Annotated in this window: 15 protein-coding genes; 8 read left to right on the top strand and 7 right to left on the bottom strand. The window is 40.9% G+C overall.

Features of this window, described 5'->3' with window-relative positions; all coding sequences use genetic code 11:
* Positions 1–68 precede the first annotated feature (68 nt).
* The gene (locus tag CWC16_RS01770) at positions 69–800 is read right to left on the bottom strand and encodes a MauE/DoxX family redox-associated membrane protein (protein WP_138540259.1); all 732 of its coding nucleotides are present in this window, start codon (positions 798–800) and stop codon (positions 69–71) included.
* Positions 801–1,002: 202 nt separating this feature from the next.
* On the opposite strand from CWC16_RS01770, the gene CWC16_RS01765 reads away from it, so the two are divergent.
* Entirely contained in the window at positions 1,003–1,320 is a 318-nt protein-coding gene (locus CWC16_RS01765; RefSeq protein ID WP_138540258.1) for a hypothetical protein, read from the top strand.
* Positions 1,317–2,225 (top strand): immunity 49 family protein, encoded by a 909-nt coding sequence (locus tag CWC16_RS01760; protein ID WP_138540257.1) that lies wholly within the window; start codon positions 1,317–1,319, stop codon positions 2,223–2,225. The genes CWC16_RS01765 and CWC16_RS01760 overlap by 4 nt, the downstream gene beginning before the upstream one ends.
* 59 nt (positions 2,226–2,284) lie before the next feature.
* Here the strand turns inward: CWC16_RS01760 and CWC16_RS01755 are convergent, their stop codons facing one another.
* The 5 genes from CWC16_RS01755 to CWC16_RS01735 form a co-directional block, all read right to left on the bottom strand.
* Entirely contained in the window at positions 2,285–2,944 is a 660-nt protein-coding gene (locus CWC16_RS01755; protein ID WP_138540256.1) for a DsbA family oxidoreductase, read from the bottom strand.
* Between the two features lie 110 nt (positions 2,945–3,054).
* Positions 3,055–4,275, bottom strand: coding sequence for a M24 family metallopeptidase (locus CWC16_RS01750; protein WP_138540255.1), 1,221 nt, complete (start codon positions 4,273–4,275; stop codon positions 3,055–3,057).
* Positions 4,276–4,348: 73 nt separating this feature from the next.
* Positions 4,349–4,960 (bottom strand): flavin reductase family protein, encoded by a 612-nt coding sequence (locus tag CWC16_RS01745; protein ID WP_138540254.1) that lies wholly within the window; start codon positions 4,958–4,960, stop codon positions 4,349–4,351.
* Between the two features lie 9 nt (positions 4,961–4,969).
* The gene (locus CWC16_RS01740; RefSeq protein ID WP_138540253.1) at positions 4,970–5,692 is read right to left on the bottom strand and encodes an SDR family NAD(P)-dependent oxidoreductase; all 723 of its coding nucleotides are present in this window, start codon (positions 5,690–5,692) and stop codon (positions 4,970–4,972) included.
* Positions 5,689–6,087, bottom strand: a complete 399-nt coding sequence (locus tag CWC16_RS01735; RefSeq protein WP_138540252.1) for a thiol-disulfide oxidoreductase DCC family protein — start codon at positions 6,085–6,087, stop codon at positions 5,689–5,691. Before CWC16_RS01735 ends, CWC16_RS01740 begins: the two co-directional genes overlap by 4 nt.
* A gap of 120 nt (positions 6,088–6,207) precedes the next feature.
* On the opposite strand from CWC16_RS01735, the gene ppc reads away from it, so the two are divergent.
* Positions 6,208–8,853: a phosphoenolpyruvate carboxylase gene (gene ppc / locus CWC16_RS01730; protein WP_138540251.1), complete on the top strand. Its 2,646-nt coding sequence runs from the start codon at positions 6,208–6,210 to the stop codon at positions 8,851–8,853.
* 324 nt (positions 8,854–9,177) lie between these two features.
* Positions 9,178–10,119 carry a cytidine deaminase gene (cdd, locus tag CWC16_RS01725; protein WP_138540250.1) on the top strand — a complete coding sequence of 314 codons (942 nt, stop codon included), beginning with the start codon at positions 9,178–9,180 and terminating at the stop codon, positions 10,117–10,119.
* A 64-nt stretch (positions 10,120–10,183) separates the two neighbouring features.
* Here cdd and udp read toward each other — a convergent pair whose 3' ends face one another.
* Complete coding sequence (gene udp, locus CWC16_RS01720; RefSeq protein WP_138540249.1) at positions 10,184–10,939, bottom strand: uridine phosphorylase; 756 nt, start codon at positions 10,937–10,939, stop codon at positions 10,184–10,186.
* 434 nt (positions 10,940–11,373) lie between these two features.
* On the opposite strand from udp, the gene CWC16_RS01715 reads away from it, so the two are divergent.
* The 4 genes from CWC16_RS01715 to CWC16_RS01700 all read left to right on the top strand — a co-directional run bounded on the left by CWC16_RS01715 (position 11,374) and on the right by CWC16_RS01700 (position 16,123).
* Positions 11,374–12,483, top strand: a complete 1,110-nt coding sequence (locus CWC16_RS01715; RefSeq protein WP_138540248.1) for an arginase family protein — start codon at positions 11,374–11,376, stop codon at positions 12,481–12,483.
* A 109-nt stretch (positions 12,484–12,592) separates the two neighbouring features.
* Complete coding sequence (locus CWC16_RS01710; RefSeq protein ID WP_138540247.1) at positions 12,593–13,297, top strand: substrate-binding periplasmic protein; 705 nt, start codon at positions 12,593–12,595, stop codon at positions 13,295–13,297.
* A 120-nt stretch (positions 13,298–13,417) separates the two neighbouring features.
* Entirely contained in the window at positions 13,418–14,698 is a 1,281-nt protein-coding gene (paeA, locus tag CWC16_RS01705) for a polyamine export protein PaeA (protein WP_138540246.1), read from the top strand.
* Between the two features lie 258 nt (positions 14,699–14,956).
* A complete protein-coding gene (locus tag CWC16_RS01700) occupies positions 14,957–16,123 on the top strand; it encodes an efflux RND transporter periplasmic adaptor subunit (protein ID WP_138540245.1) in 1,167 nt (388 codons plus the stop codon).
* Positions 16,124–16,138: the final 15 nt, after the last annotated feature.

The following is a 16,138-nucleotide window of genomic DNA, read 5'->3' as shown; positions in this document are numbered from 1 at the left end:
CACTAAATGACCAGCTATGTAAAATAAACCGTTTAGTTATTAAGCTCATGATTTAACCTTAATTAAGATTACTTAATAAACATCCAGACACATGCGGCAATCATAAACAGGTTTTCAGTCAGAGAGATAAACCCCAGCGGTACATTACTATCTCCGCCAACGCAGGCACACTTAAGCTCTCGTTTGTCTATGTAAACAGCCTTAATCACCGACACGGCGCCAATACCCCCAATAAATAAAGAAATGGGTGCAACAATATAAGCAGAGAGACCCGCAATCATGCCAATACTTACAAATGCTTCTAAAAATGGGTACACATAAGCATATCTCACGACTTTCATTGCAAATAAATCATAGGTTATAAAAGAATTACTAAAGCTGTATAAGTCACGTAATTTTTGTATAGCCAGTACGCCCATTGTTAACGCGACAAACAGCATAATTGTATGCATAGAAAAAAGTGCAAAGCCAGTGGAGTAGCTAAATGCAAAGGCAAGTAATAAGGTAACAGCAAAAATGGCCGTTACGGGAGTGTAAGTAGTACCTTGTTGACCAGGCTCCGATTTATTAAAGTAAGCGCGCAGGTCGTCATACCCGCCAATGCGTTTGTTATCGATAAATGTTTGTGGTGTGGTATCAACATTGTGCTTTTGTTGAAATGCATCGGTTTCTTCGCGCGAAGTCAGCGGCTTATCATCTACCTTATAGCCTTTTCGCTTCAGTAAATCTTTTGATTTAAGACCAAATGGGCAAATGTGCTCATTGGTTACCATTCTGTATAATGTTGCTGACTTAGCCATGCTTGCTCCTTATGCGTATTTAATCGCTCGTTAGTCTTTAATAAATAGAGAGTGAATCGCGGTATGAAAGAAGTTAATGACACATTGTAATATTTACGTGCCATTCGAAACTAAATAGCGCGCAGCACACTCATTAAAGACACGTAATAGACAGTGCATGTATAGTGCCAGTACTTTTATAACAGCGTAGCGAGTAAGGTTTTTGCGCTTACAAATCTTGGAAGCAAAAGGCGGCAACAGCCAATTAGGTTCTCGGATGCACAAAGGGCAGCGCGTTCAACAAGGCAGCACCTCTTATGTACAGTCAGTGTTTGACAACATGAAGCGAGAGTACCAAAAGGCGGTTGCTTCGGGCAACAATAGCGCAGAAATACAAGCCTTGGGTAATACTCTGGAAGTATTTAAGAATTATTCTGGTAATATTGAATTTCGTAAAGTGCAGCAGAAGTTTCAAACCGGTAGCAGCTTAAAGCCAACGTTTGATGTGACAAATTACACCATTGGAAAGATCACGTTATGAGCCAATTGAAGTACCACAATGACCATTATCAATTAGTGAATTTGCAAAATGCCTTTCAAATTCACTTAGACACTTATAATCATAGATGGCAACGTTACCTTGAGCTAGAGCCTAAGATATATGAAAAGCCACAAGCACGGTTAGGCTTGGACGCAATGGATTGTATAAACCTAAGCTTTCAAGCACAGCTAGCTCAAAAAGGGCTTAAAGGCGTACCGATTATGCGCTTCGGTTTAGATTTATTACACGCCCATTATAATCTAGTGTCAAACCCTGGGCAGCGCCATATTTTTACTTTAAAAGATCACGTGTTTCGTTTAGAGGGGTGCGCTGAGCACCGCGAAATTATGGTTGATAATTGGTTACTACAATTAAGTTTAGCCCTGTGCCTAAGAGATGCTGATGCGACAGAGCTAATCTGTCGATGCGAAGCTGATTGGTTGGAATTTAAAGAACCGTTTAATGTGGCGATGTTTAACTTTGTGCGAAATATATTTGTACAAGAAACTGATCAAACAAAGTTACTACGTGAGGTCATGGAAAAATCAGGCCCTGAGCATGTGGATGAATTTAGAGCGCCTTATGTGAACAAGCTTTTTTTGCCTTACTTGGATGTGTGGGTGGCGCTTTTATCAAACGATGAAGCCCATTATAAACGGGCAATCCACACAGCCATTGAGTTGCATTATAAGTTTTACATTGACCCACCAGAGGGCGCAGTGACCTGGGAAGGCGATGTAGCTCTGCTGATAAGCGCAGTGGCTAGCCTTGCCTATGATAAGCATGGCTGGCAGGTGCCCGACACCCCTTACCTGCCAAAGTGGTTAATTTATAAAGAGTTGAAAATGCTTAAATTAGCCTTGTTTGGCTACGAGTTAATTATAAAAGGTGGGTTGGGTGTATAATCATTTATTTAAACTAGGCTAAAAGGCTGCACATTGCAGCCTTTAATTTTGCTAGCTAACTAAACTTCTTGCTTAGCCTCTTCTTCACTAATTTGTTTTAGTGCTTGAATAAACGAGTCGCTTGGTTGTCCGCCACTGATTGCATATTTATCGTTGATGATAAACGTTGGCACAGAGCTAATACCTAGTTGCTTAAAGCGGTCTTGCTCTTGGCGCACTGTTTGTACGTACTTATCTGAGTGTAAAATACTACGCGCCTCTTCTTTATCAAGGCCAACACTTGCCACTACATCAAGCAAAGTGTCTTCTTGATTTAAGTATTTTAAATCGGTGAAGTGCGCTTCAAAAAAGGCGAGTTTTAACTGCGTTTGTTTGCCTTCTTCACGTGCCCATGTAAGTAGGCGGTGTAAATCAAAGCTGTTGATCATGATGCGTTTGCCATCAAAATTAAACGTAAAGCCAGCACGCTTTCCTGCTTCGAACATGTTTTTACGATTTTCATCGCCTTGTTCCTCAGTTAGGTTGTACTTTTGCATTAAGTGTTCGTTTAAATCTTGACCCTCAAGTGGCATATCAGGGTTTAGCTCAAAAGGATGCCACGTAATATCTGCACTCATTTCGTCTTTAAGTTGGCCAAGCGCTGTCTCTAGGTTTTTATAACCTACCACGCACCATGGGCACATTACGTCTGACACGATATCAATTTTAAAGTTTTTCATATTCATCCTTTTGCGGATTGCTTTGGTATAAAAGGGATATTGGGATGAAGTATGTATTATCAATCCTTAAACTAAAAAGAGCAGCTAATGGCTGCTCTTTATTAAAGGGTTTAAGCGTATAGCCCAAACGGATCGTCAATACTATAACTTGGCTGTGTAAACCAATGCGGTCCGTTGTCGGTCATATAAAAGTGATCCTCTAAACGCACGCCAAACTCATCGGGTATAACTAACATTGGCTCGTTACTAAAACACATGCCAGGTGCAAGTGGGGTTTTGTCTCCACCGACTAGATAAGGCCACTCGTGAATATCTAAGCCAATACCATGACCAGTACGATGCGGGCAGCCGGGTGTTTGATACTGTGGCCCCAATCCTTGAGCCGCTAAATATTGACGAGCGCCTGCATCAACCGCTTCACACGTAGCACCAATCTTAGCTGCATTAAACGCGGCGAGTTGCGCTGCTTTTTCGTGATCCCAAAACATGCGTTGGCGCATTGTTGGTTCGCCAAATACATAAGTACGGGTAATATCCGATAGGTAATCGTGTACTTTACAGCCGGTATCGATTAATACCATATCGCCTTTTTTAAGTACTTGCGCGTCTTTAACACCGTGCGGAAAAGACGTTGCAACTCCAAATAAAACAATACAAAAATAGTTACCTGGTGCGCCTACCTTTTGATGCGCTTTTTTAATAAAGGCCTCTACTTCTGTGGTGGTAATACCTTCGTAAAGCATACTTGCGGTTGCTTGATGTACAGCTAAGGTCATGTCCATTGCACATTGCATAAGCGCTAATTCATTTACCGACTTATGCATTCTACAATGTGCAGTAACGCTTTGTGCATTGATTAGATTAAAGCCTTTTTGCGCTGTGTTAATACCGTCAAATATAAAAAACTGCGCGCTTTCATCAATGCCTATAGTGGCGGTGTCGCTTACGTTAAGCTGCTTTAATACATTTACAAAAAGCGAGTAGGGGCTCTCGTGCTCTTGCCAACCATGAATAGGCCCCTCAACCACTTTAAAGCCATTTAGGGTGCCAATTTCAAAATACGGGGCAATGTATTGTATTTCACCAATAGCAGGTAAAATTGCACCAACCATGCGCTCACTTGCGTACCATTTCATACCTGTAAAGTAGGTAAGATTAGTGCCTGCATTTAAGTATATGGCATCGATGTTCTTGGCTTGCATGTATGCTTGTGCTTTAGCAATACGCTGCAAATATTCATCTACTTGTATGGGGGTCACTTTGCATGCCATATTACTTAAACTTGCCAGTGCTTGTTCACTTGTTTGCGTACCAACGCCTACTGTGGCCATAAATGTCTCCTTGGTTTTTAGGCATTGTGTTTAATCTAAAACAGTAATTCAACATTATGCGACAATATACATATTAAGGCTTTTTAGCATAAGGTAAACGAGATAGTTTGTTGCCTGTATGGTAGCTATCAAGCCCCGTCACAGCAACTGTTTCAATAGCCTGTAAATCTAAAAAGCCATCGCTTTGCAAGGCAACTTCATCTAAGTAAACATCGGTAATTTCACCTATAACCAGCTCAGTGCCATTTACGGCTAAGTGTTGGTGCTCAACATAATTTACCGCATATTTTAATCGCGACTCTTGCACAAATGGTGCTGTAAAGTCATTTAGGTATTCTGGCGTTAAACCGGTTGCATTGAACTCTGATTCGCCTTTAGGGTAACGGGCCGATGTTTGATGCGCTTGTTTATAAATAGCTTGGTTAACTTGGTTAATGGTGTAGCTACCCGTTTCGATTATGTTTTCGAATGTATGGCGTGGCACACTGTTTGGGCGCATTATCATGCCAACCACCGGCGGGTGTGCGCCCAGGTGAATGACAGAGCTAACAATGGCGAGATTGGTATTGCCTTGCTTATCTTGGGTGCCAATTAAATTGGCGCTTTTATAACCCGAAAGCGAGTTAATTAAATGAGTACGGGTGTGTTTTTCAAGTGCGTTTATCCGCTCTTTAGTAAAATGCATTAAAGTTCCTTACCACGGTATGGTTTCACCTTGCCAGTCTAAATAGGCAGGCGCACCATTGAGTTCTAAATGAGGGTTATTAAATGTAAGTGTAAAAAGCTGTTTTGCCACAAATTCGGTACTAAAAAGCTTACCCGCAGGTACATTTTTTTGAAATGGCTTTGAAAGGGCTGTATCGGTAGTACCTGGGTGAAATAAAACGAGCTTAGTATTTTTAGCGCGCCGTGCAAGCTCAATCGCAGCGGTTTTGAAAAGCATATTTAAAGCAGCTTTGGAGGCGCGATATGTGTACCAACCACCTAACTTGTTGTCGTTAATGCTGCCTACACGCGCACTAAGTGCGGTAATGGTACACTGGGTTTTATGTGTTAAGAGTGGCGTTATACACTGCAAACATAGCACAGGAGTGAGTGTGTTTGCGTTTAAAACGTGGCTGAAATACTCAGCGTTTAAATCTTCAAGTTTTTTTTCGGGCATATGAGATGTGCTATGCAGCATACCGTTAAATATAACAACCTGTTCAATTTCAGCGCTTTGCTCCTTTAAGTAAGCACTAACGCGCGCTAGGCAGTGTGTTGTGTAATCAGTTTTAAAATGTACAACACTTCCCTCAAAATCAATACTCTTTGAGCTAACACAAACAATTTGATGAGTGGGTGTATTTATTTGTAGCTGCTCTATATAAGCTTTTGCAATGGCACTACTTGCGCCAAATAATACAATTGTTTTCATTTAACACCTTTTGATTTAACACGGCATTGTCCGTTGGTGCACTGTGTATTTGGCATTAATAATCGGCTTAGCGTTTGTCTGTATTTGGCAAAAAGTAAATAACCACAGTCAGCGAAAAAACTAATTATAGGCAAGCGAAAAATTTTCAACCACGTGTGTTTTCCAACGGTTTTCCATGCGAGATAAGTCACATCTAACCCGTAAATCATTTCACCGGAAAATGTTTGTGCTTGTAAATGATTCATTGCTTTATTTTTATCAATATATGAATAGCGGTCACTAAAATCGGGCGCATTTAAATCTTCAAGCTGAATTTTATTAGCGGTGTCAGCCTGTTTTAATTTTGTCATCTCAGTGCTACATAATGGACAATTGCCGTCATAAAAAATGATCATAAAATAACTTAACGTTTATTTTTCATATACTTTTTTACGACATACCATTGCAAATGGATCTATTAAATATGCGCTCATAATGATATTAATAGCATTCCATGAAACAAAGGAGACTGAGAAATGAGTGAACAATATGCCGCCTTGCGAGGAAATGTTAATTTACTAGGGCAGTTATTAGGACAAACTATTAAGGACGCCCAAGGACAAGCGATTTTAGATAAAGTAGAAGAAATTCGTGCTTTATCAAAGTCATCTCGCAGTGGTAACGAAGACGACAGACAAGCGCTAATTGAGGTACTACATGCGCTTAGTGATGAAGAGCTTTTACCGGTTGCCCGTTCATTTAATCATTTTTTAAATTTAGCTAATGTAGCAGAGCAGTTCCACACTGTTTCGCGTTTTAATGATGTTGGCTTTTGCCAACTAAACCCTCTCACTCAAACATTAAAAACGTTAACTGCAAAAGCAAAAGAAGGCCAATTAGACAGTAATCATCTGGCCGAAACACTCTCAAAACTCCACATAAACTTAGTATTAACGGCTCACCCAACCGAGGTGACACGCCGAACAATGATCAACAAACAGGTTGAACTCAGTGAATGTTTAGCATCACTTGAACGCAAAGATAATTTAGAGCAAGAACGCACTGCTATTTTAAACCGTATTGCACAGCTTATTAGCCAAGCGTGGCACACAGACGACATTCGTCGTTCGCGCCCGACGCCAATTGATGAGGCTAAATGGGGTTATGCAGTCATTGAAAATAGCTTGTGGCATGCTGTGCCGCGTTTTTTACGTGAGTTTTCAGATCAAGTAAAAGAGCATTTAAGTTTAGAATTACCCATCGATTACAGTCCTATTGAGTTTACCTCTTGGATGGGGGGAGACCGCGATGGGAACCCGTTTGTGACTGCGCAAGTGACTTCTGAAGTACTTGACCACGGTCGTTGGATGGCGCTTAATTTATATATTCAAGACTTAAAAACATTGTGCGCTGAGCTTTCTATGTCTGATGCAAGCGATGAACTTATTGAACTTGCGGGGCAAGAGTTTGAACCATACCGTGCAGTAATTAAAAAGCTTAAAACGCAAGTCGCTGAAACTGTGGCTCATTTAGGCGCTAAAATTAAAAACAAGCGCAGTGACTCACAAGACTTAATTACTGATATTAATCAAATTAAACACCCAATAGAAGTATGTTACCGCTCGTTATTAAAGTGCAACATGAAAGTAGTCGCCGATGGCTTATTACTTGATTTATTGCACCGTATTAATAGCTTTGGCCTGCGTTTAGCAAAATTAGATGTGCGCCAAGATTCAGACCGTCACAGCGATGTCTTTTCAGAGCTAACACGCCACTTAGGCTTAGGTGATTACAACCAATGGCAAGAGCAAGACAAACAAGCGTTTTTGCTTACCGAGCTTAACTCTCGTCGCCCGCTCATCCCTAAAAATTGGCAACCAAGCCCAGAGGTGCAAGAAGTACTCGACACCTTCGATGTTATTGCAAAGCAAGATGAAAAAACATTTGGCTTATACATCATTTCAATGGCGCGTACTGCCTCTGATATTTTAGCGGTACAACTACTGTTAAAAGAAAGCGGTTGTCAGTTTGATTTACCTGTTGCGCCATTGTTTGAAACACTTGACGATTTAAATGCAGGTAGCGATGTAATTACTACACTGCTTGATAACGTGTGGTATCGCGGGCACATTAAAAACACGCAAAATGTAATGATTGGTTATTCAGATTCAGCTAAAGATGCCGGCATGATGGCTGCAGGTTGGGCGCAGTACGAGGCAATGGATAAATTAGTACAGCTTGCCGATGAGCGTGGCATTGAACTTGTTTTATTCCACGGCCGTGGCGGTACAGTTGGGCGTGGCGGTGCACCTGCTGCTCAAGCGCTACATTCACAACCACCGGGTTCTTTAAAAGGCGGCTTACGTGTAACAGAGCAAGGCGAAATGATCCGCTTTAAGTTTGGTTTACCTGATGTTGCACTGCAAAGCTTAAATATTTACGCAGGTGCAGTACTGCAAAGCAACTTATTACCACCGCCGGAGCCCAAACCGCAGTGGCGTGAAGTAATGAAGTTAATAAGTGAGGAGTCGTGTGAGCACTACCGTAATGTAGTTCGTCATGATGAAAACTTTGTACCTTACTTTAGAATGGCAACGCCTGAGCTTGAGCTGTCTAAATTACCATTAGGCTCACGCCCTGCTAAGCGTAATCCAAACGGTGGCGTAGAAAGTTTACGTGCCATTCCGTGGATTTTTGCATGGAGTCAAAACCGTTTAATGCTACCTGCATGGCTAGGTGCATTAACAGGCTTAAAAGCAGCGCTTGATAAGTATGGCCTAGAAACACTTCATGAAATGAGCCTGCAATGGCCGTTCTTCAGAGCGCGCCTAGAAATGCTAGAAATGGTATTTAGTAAAGCTGATAGCTGGTTAAGTGAGCATTACGATAACGCGCTGGTGGAGGATATGTACAAACCACTGGGTGTGTCACTGCGTAAAGAGCTTGAAGAGGCGATAAGCCTTGTACAGTCACTCAGCCCGCAAAATAGCTTATTAGCGGACCAACCATGGATCAAAGAGTCTATTGGGCTTCGTAATCCGTACACTGATCCGCTTAATGTACTGCAAGTTGAGCTACTAAGACGTGCACGTTCAAGCGAAAAAGGCAGCGAAGGCGACATTGATAATGCATTAATGATCACCATGACAGGTATTGCGGCAGGTATGCGTAATACAGGTTAAACTTTAGCTTGTTAATTTTGTAAGGGAACACGCTGTGTTCCCTTTTTTATTTAATAACTTAAGGATTAACTTTTACAGCCTACATAGGGGGCGATAAGGTGTGTGAGCTGGGTGTGGATACATTACTTAGTTTTACTTACTCTTACTTAATGTAAGTCGTTAAAATAGCACAGGAGCTGTTATCGAGCCCACTAGGCATCAAAGTTCAAGGCGCGCTTAAATCAAATCTAGTATGAACAAATGTTAACCATAAAGGTCAATAGTCCTAGTAATTCTAACCTTAACCTTTTACACTACTTGGCCATTAAATAATTATAATATGTTATGGCTTCAGCAACTTTTACTGTGCAACAAGACACAGCCCTTACAAACTCTCATATCGCTTTAAGCGTAGCGCAAACTCAAGCTTTACGTGTTCAGCTAAAAACCCAACGCGGCATATTAAATTCTAATAATATAAAACAACTATGTGCGCAATTTAATGTATCCGATGATGCGTTATTACAAGGTTTGGTACCGCTTGCCTCTGAATTTTCGGTGGCTCCCGTTTCACACTTTCATGTGGGTGCAATTGTTAAAGCGCTTGATGAGCAAGGCGATGTAAATTTTTATTTTGGTGCTAATGTAGAGTTTGACCATCAAGCACTTAGCCTAGTGGTACATGCTGAGCAGTCGGCTATTAATAATGCCTGGTTAAACGGCGCTAAAAAAATAGTTAAAATAGCAATTAGTGATGCACCATGCGGCTATTGTAGGCAGTTTATGAACGAGCTGGCCGATGCTAAAGAGTTTGATATTTTACTGCCAGAGAAGCATTTTAAACTCGCTGATTTACTACCACATTCATTTGGGCCTACCGATTTAGGTAACGAATTTAGTTTGTTTAATCCAAAGCCTCATCAGCAAGCGTTTGCTAATACTGAGCTTGATGGCAAATTAGCAGCCATGGCGCTAAATGCGTATGTACCCTATAGCCAAAATTTTAGTGCTGTTAAAATTAGTACCTTTGCCGATGGTGATTTTTACGGCAGTTATGCAGAAAACGTAGCTTATAGCCCAAGCCTTTCGCCACTGCAAAGTGCGCTTAGCCAGCTGTTTTTGGCGGGACTTAGTTTTAATGGTAATACGGTTAAATCAATCACCCTGTTAGAAACACAAGGTCGTGAAAACCAAGGGGGAGTAGCGCGTGCAGTACTTGCAAGCTTTGACAACCTACCTGAAATAAAATTGATTAGCGCACCGCTGGGTAATCAGAGTTTAAGTTAAGCTAAAAACAATAAAGCACAGCAATTGCTGTGCTTTATACGATTAATTAAAGTGCTAATAAGGATTAGCCTAATAGTACTTTTGCGGCTTCTAATACCACTGCTACAGATTTTTTCTCAATTTCACCGTGGTCAACATTTGGAATTTCTTGACGAGTACGGTTTACCAACACACCGGCAACACACGCAGCTTTAAGGCCAAGGGCTGCACACATGGTAAATAATGTAGCCGACTCCATTTCGTAGTTCATTACGCCTAGGTTTTGCCATTCTTCACAGCTACCTTGTAATGACTTTGGTACATAGCCAGAGTGCGTATCGTAACGCTCTTGACCTGGGTAGAACGTATCGCTTGATGCTGTAATACCAATATGAAAATCAATGTTTAGGTTTTTACATGCTTGCACCATAGCTTGCGTAGCAAAAAAGTCTGATACCGCAGGGTAGCTAAGCGGCGCAAAGTGCTGGCTTGCACCATCTAAACGCACTGATGCTTGGCTTACTAAAATATCACCTTCGTTAATATGTGGCTGTATCGCACCTGTAGTACCAATACGTAAAAAAGTACGTACACCAAGTTGCGCTAGTTCTTCTACTGCAATAGATGTAGACGGGCCGCCAATACCGGTTGAACAAACCACTACAGAGTGACCATTCAACTGACCTAAATAAACATGAAACTCACGTGTTTGAGCAAGGCAGGTTGGGTTGTCTAGGAATTGAGAAATGCGTGCAGCACGATCCGGGTCACCAGGGACAATAGCAAGCTGCGCCCCTTTTAAATCGTCAATACATAATCCTAAGTGAAATACCTTTTCCATAACTAAGCCTTTTTATAAAAATTTGTTGTCAATTTAGCATCATTGCGGCAAATGTAAACTATGTACAGGACGTATGTCCGATGTTGAAAAATACACGTATATGCTGGCTTTATTCATCCACACTGAATATTAAATCATAGGCTTAAAGGGTGTTAAAACAAGAGGAGTTGACTTGTTAATTTAGAGCCTATATGTATTGTTTATGGTGATAATTTCAATTTATCAGTATGTGGTTTAAAACGTTTTTAATTGTTTTATAACAAGTGGTTATGCCTTAATTTTGGCTTTATTTAAACATCGATTTTTTAAGCGTGTATTAATTGCTAGTTCAATAAGTCAGCGCGTAGGGTGTTTTAGGTAATTAAGCCGATAATTTTAATATTTGCATAACTAATCAAAACCGCATGAATAAAAACACAAGTATAGGATTTATTATGAGCACACAATTTGACGCGTTTAAACGTAAAGTAGAGCACTGTTTATGTGCCCCAGGCGACGGTGTATTTACCGTGAATACCGCCAAAGAGCGTAAAGCGGCATTACGTAATAAATTATATGGGCAAAGCGAGAATGTTGATGTTTTGTGGCGAAACTCTTTAACACAGCTACCTGAGTCTCCTCATAAAGCGGTTATGTTAGGTATTAGCTCAGATTGTGGCGGTGGCATTCTACGTGGAGCAAACTGGGGGCCATTATTTTTGCGCTCTGCGCTGATAGATCAACAACCGCAGTGTCACTCATTCGATTTAGGCGATGTGAGGGTAATTCCTCACTTATTGCACGATAAATACTTAAACGATGCAACCATTTCTAATTGTCAAAAAGCCCTTTACGGTGATGAAAATGATGACTATTACGTAAGCCCGCTTTCAATTACTGAAGACGTGTGCGATAGCTTTTATGCAACGTTTAAAGACAAGGGTATTTTTGGCATTGGTGGCGATCATTCAATTAGCTACCCACTCACTAAAGCGTACTTAAAAGCAAAGCGTGAGCAAGGTAAGCGTACTGCTATAATTCATTTTGACGCACATACTGACTTATTAGTAGAGCGCTTAGGCATTGATTTATGCTTTGGCTCGTGGTGTACACATATATTAGAGTTTTTACCAGCGCCCCATCACCTGATCCAGTTTGGTATTCGTTCAAGCGGTAAACCTAAGTCGCATTGGGAAAGCACTTTTGGTGTAAAACAACATTGGGCGTCAGAGATTATAGAGCGTGGCGCAAAAGCGGTTGCGGCTGAAACCATTGCACAGCTCAAAGCCGATAACGTAGATGAAGTGTATGTAAGCTTTGACATAGATGCACTTGATGCGGAGTTTGCCTCAGCAACGGGCACGCCAGAAGATAACGGTTTAACCCCACAGCACGCACTTGATATTTTATCGGCTATTGCTGATGAGTTTCCTATTACCGGCGCTGATATGATGGAAATAGCCCCGTTTACCGACAGCTCGTTGGTAGGGCAAGCAAGCTCGGAAACTACATTACGTGAAGGCGCAAAAATCTCAGCGTTTTTGATCGGCGCAATGAATAAATAGTTATAAAAAATCTAGTCCTATCAGCGTATAGGGCTAGATTAAAAACTAGCGGTTCAGCTACTCTCAGCTATAATTTGTTAATATCTGTTTAGTTTTGAGGCGAAGCTGAATGAAGTTGTATGTACTTTTGTTGTGCTTTGTATGCATAAGGCTCAATGCAGCTGAAATTACAATAGTGACCGAGGTATTCCCCGATTTTCAGTATATTGATGAGAACAATCGGCTAGCAGGGCGTTCTGTAGACAAAGTAAGAAACGCACTTGCCAACACAGATATAAAATACACTATGCTAGCGCAAAGTTGGGCTGTGTCTTATAACGCAGTTTTAAGAGACACAAATACCTGTATATTTTCTATTGTAAGGCTGCCTAAACGCGAAGATAAATTTAGCTGGGTGGCTGAACTTGAAAGTTTTGACTCTGCTATTTATGCGCTCAAATCGCGCAATATTCGCTTAAAAACGCTTAACGATGCTAAACAATATAAAACAGCGGTGCTTAGGGACAATTTTAGCCACCATTATTTGTTAGAGCGTGGCTTCAGTGAGTCTAAAAACTTACTTATAATTGATAGCTTAGACAAAATAGATAAATTAATAAGCACACGGCAAGATATTCTCGACTTTGTTATTTTAAGTAAAAAACAATTTAACTACCGAGCACAATTTGAGCCAAAGCTAAAGTTATTAGAACCTATATTAACGCTCAATACACAAAATTCCCCTTTGTATTTTGCCTGTAATAAAAACATGCCACAAAGCCTACAAGATAGACTCTCCCTCGCTTTTGATGAAGCTAAATATAAAAACAAGTGATTTATAATCAATGACTTACTGGTTTTTTTGTAAAGTCGCAAATATAAATTGCCGCGTTCAAAAAAGCGTCTATAATCAGCTGCTTTTTATTGAAAAAAGCGCTAACTTTTGGAGCGTTAAATGGGTGATTTGATCGGGATTAGCTTATTGATCTTGATGAGTGCGTTATTTGCTATGTCGGAAATCGCCATTGCAGCGTCGCGTAAAATTAAGCTACGTGTGATGGCCGATGAAGGCAGTGATAACGCGCGTGCAGTATTAAAGTTGCAAGAAAATTCAGGGGCGTTTTTTGCAATGATTCAAATTTCCCTAAACGCCATTGCTATTTTAGGTGGGATTGTTGGTGAGCAAGCTTTATCGCCCTATGTAAAAAATGTATTGATGCTTTTTTATCAAGGCGCTCACCTTGATAAAATCAGTTTTATATTTTCGTTTTTTACTATTACTTCTTTGTTTATCTTATTTGCTGATTTAATGCCGAAGCGCTTAGCTATGATCATGCCCGAAGCAGTTGCAGTGCGTGTGGTAATCATTATGCGTTGGGTTACGTTTGCACTTTCACCATTAGTTATGTTTTTTAATGGTTTAACTAATTGTGTGCTGCGCCTATTTAAAGTACCTGCAGAGCGAGAAGATAGTGTGACTACAGAAGACATTGTGGCGATGATGGAGGCAGGTGCAGAATACGGTAGCTTACAACAGCAAGAGTACGAGCTAATCGGCAATGTGTTTGAACTAGAGGCGCGCTTTTTATCGAGTGTGATGACTCCGCGAGACCAAATAGTGTATTTTGATTTAGATGAAAGCAGCCACGATATAGCCACTAAAATTATTGAAAGCCCCCACAATCATTTTTTAGTGGTATCAGGGAATTTAGATAAATTACGCGGCTCTGTTGAGTTAAAAGATATATTACGCCAAGTGCTTAAGGGTGAGCTTGCAACCATTAAACAAGAGCTAGTAGAGACTGATATTTTTTACCTGCCCGAAACTTTGAGCCTATCTGAGGCGTTAAATGCATTCAAAAGTGCCGCTAAACCGTTTGCGGTAGTGGTAAATGAGTATGCGTTATTGGTTGGCATTGTGACTGTAAAAGATTTAATGAAAGGCTTTATGGGCGATTTAATTACCCACCAAGGCGATGAACTTATTGTAAAGCGTGATGATTGCTCATGGTTGGTAGATGGCTTAACCCCCATTACTGATTTAGCAAAAGTATTAGATATTGAAGAGTTTCCTGAGCAAATGCATTATGAAACGGTGGCCGGATTTTTAATATACACAATGAAGCGTATTCCTAAACGGGCTGAAGATTTAAGCTTTAACGGGTTTAAGTTTGAAGTAGTTGATGTTGAGGGGATTAGAGTAGAGCAATTACTGGTGTCCCGAATTAAGAACTAGACCTAAATTTACGTTTAAAGCCAAGCTTAGCTTGGCTTTTTTGTTGCGCGTAGGTAATTAGCGAATCGCTTTTAAGTTTATTTTTCATACTGTTTTATTTAATTTTCATCTAATTAACACCAACTACCACCTATGGCGTAGTTTAATTATGCAACTGTAAGTTAGTGTAAATTTGAAGCTGTTTTAATTTATTATCCTTTAAATTTACTTTAGAATGATCGTTCACTCTAGACATAAATAGATTAAAAGGTATTTATCATGCAGCGTTCTCGCACCGCTTTATTTGTATTAACAGCTCTTATTGGGTCTGTTGCTTTAACAGGTTGCGATCAAGCAGCTGAGTCGCAACAAGCTTCAGCGCCACAAGCAGTACCTGTCGGTGTTATTACTTTAAAAAGCCAAGCGCTTACATTAAAAAAGGAACTTCCTGGTCGCGTTAGTGCTTTTCAAATTGCACAGATCCGCCCGCAAGTAAGCGGCATTGTGCAGTCTCGGTTATTTAAAGAGGGGGCTCAAGTAGAAAAAGGCCAAGCGCTATACCAAATTGACCCCGCGACCTTTGAAGCAGATCTTGCAGCAAGCGAGGCGGCTGTAGCCCGCGCTGAGGCAAGTATTGCGAGCACTAAATCAAAAGCGTCACGTTATAGCGAGCTTTTAAAAATTAAAGCCGTAAGTCAACAGGACTATGACGAGGCCGATGCCGCGCAAAAACAAGCAAAAGCCGAACTATTAACAGCAAAGGCCCAGCTTAAGTCTGCACAAATTAATCTCGATTACAGCCACGTATCTTCACCAATCAGCGGACAAATTAGTAAGTCGAGTGTTACCGTTGGTGCACTTGTAAGTGCAAACCAATCGACAGCACTTGCAACAGTGACTCAGCTTGACCCTATTTATGTCGATTTAACGCAATCAAGTAACGAGCTAACCCAACTCAAAAAAGCCATTGCATCAGGCACTTTAAGTGTTGATTCACAATCACAAACTGATGTTGAGCTGCAAATGGAAGATGGTTCAGCTTACCCGCTCAAAGGCACATTACAGTTCTCAGAAGTGACTGTAGACCCAAGCACGGGATCCGTTACTTTACGGGCTAAATTCCCAAACCCTGACAAATTATTGTTACCTGGCATGTACGTGCGTGCCTCAGTGGTTGAAGGCGTTAAACAAAATGCTATTTTAGTGCCGCAACGTGGAGTTAGCCGTAATACAAAAGGCGAGCCAACAGCTATGGTGGTAAGCAAAGAAAACACCGTTGAAAGCCGCGTGTTAAAAGTAGATAGAACGATTGGCTCTGACTGGTTAGTAACCGAAGGCTTAGCTGATGGCGATAAAGTAATTGTTGAAGGCTTACAAAAAATTCGCCCAGGTGCACCAGTTAGCCCTTCAGAAGTTTCACCGTCTGCAACAGCCGACAAAGCGTAATAACGGAGAGTTTTA

Source organism: Pseudoalteromonas sp. S3776, assembly GCF_005886915.1.
Classification (GTDB): Bacteria; Pseudomonadota; Gammaproteobacteria; order Enterobacterales; family Alteromonadaceae; genus Pseudoalteromonas.
The sequence above is the reverse complement of the archived record's forward strand: the minus strand, read 5'-3'. Positions and strand labels throughout refer to the sequence as shown.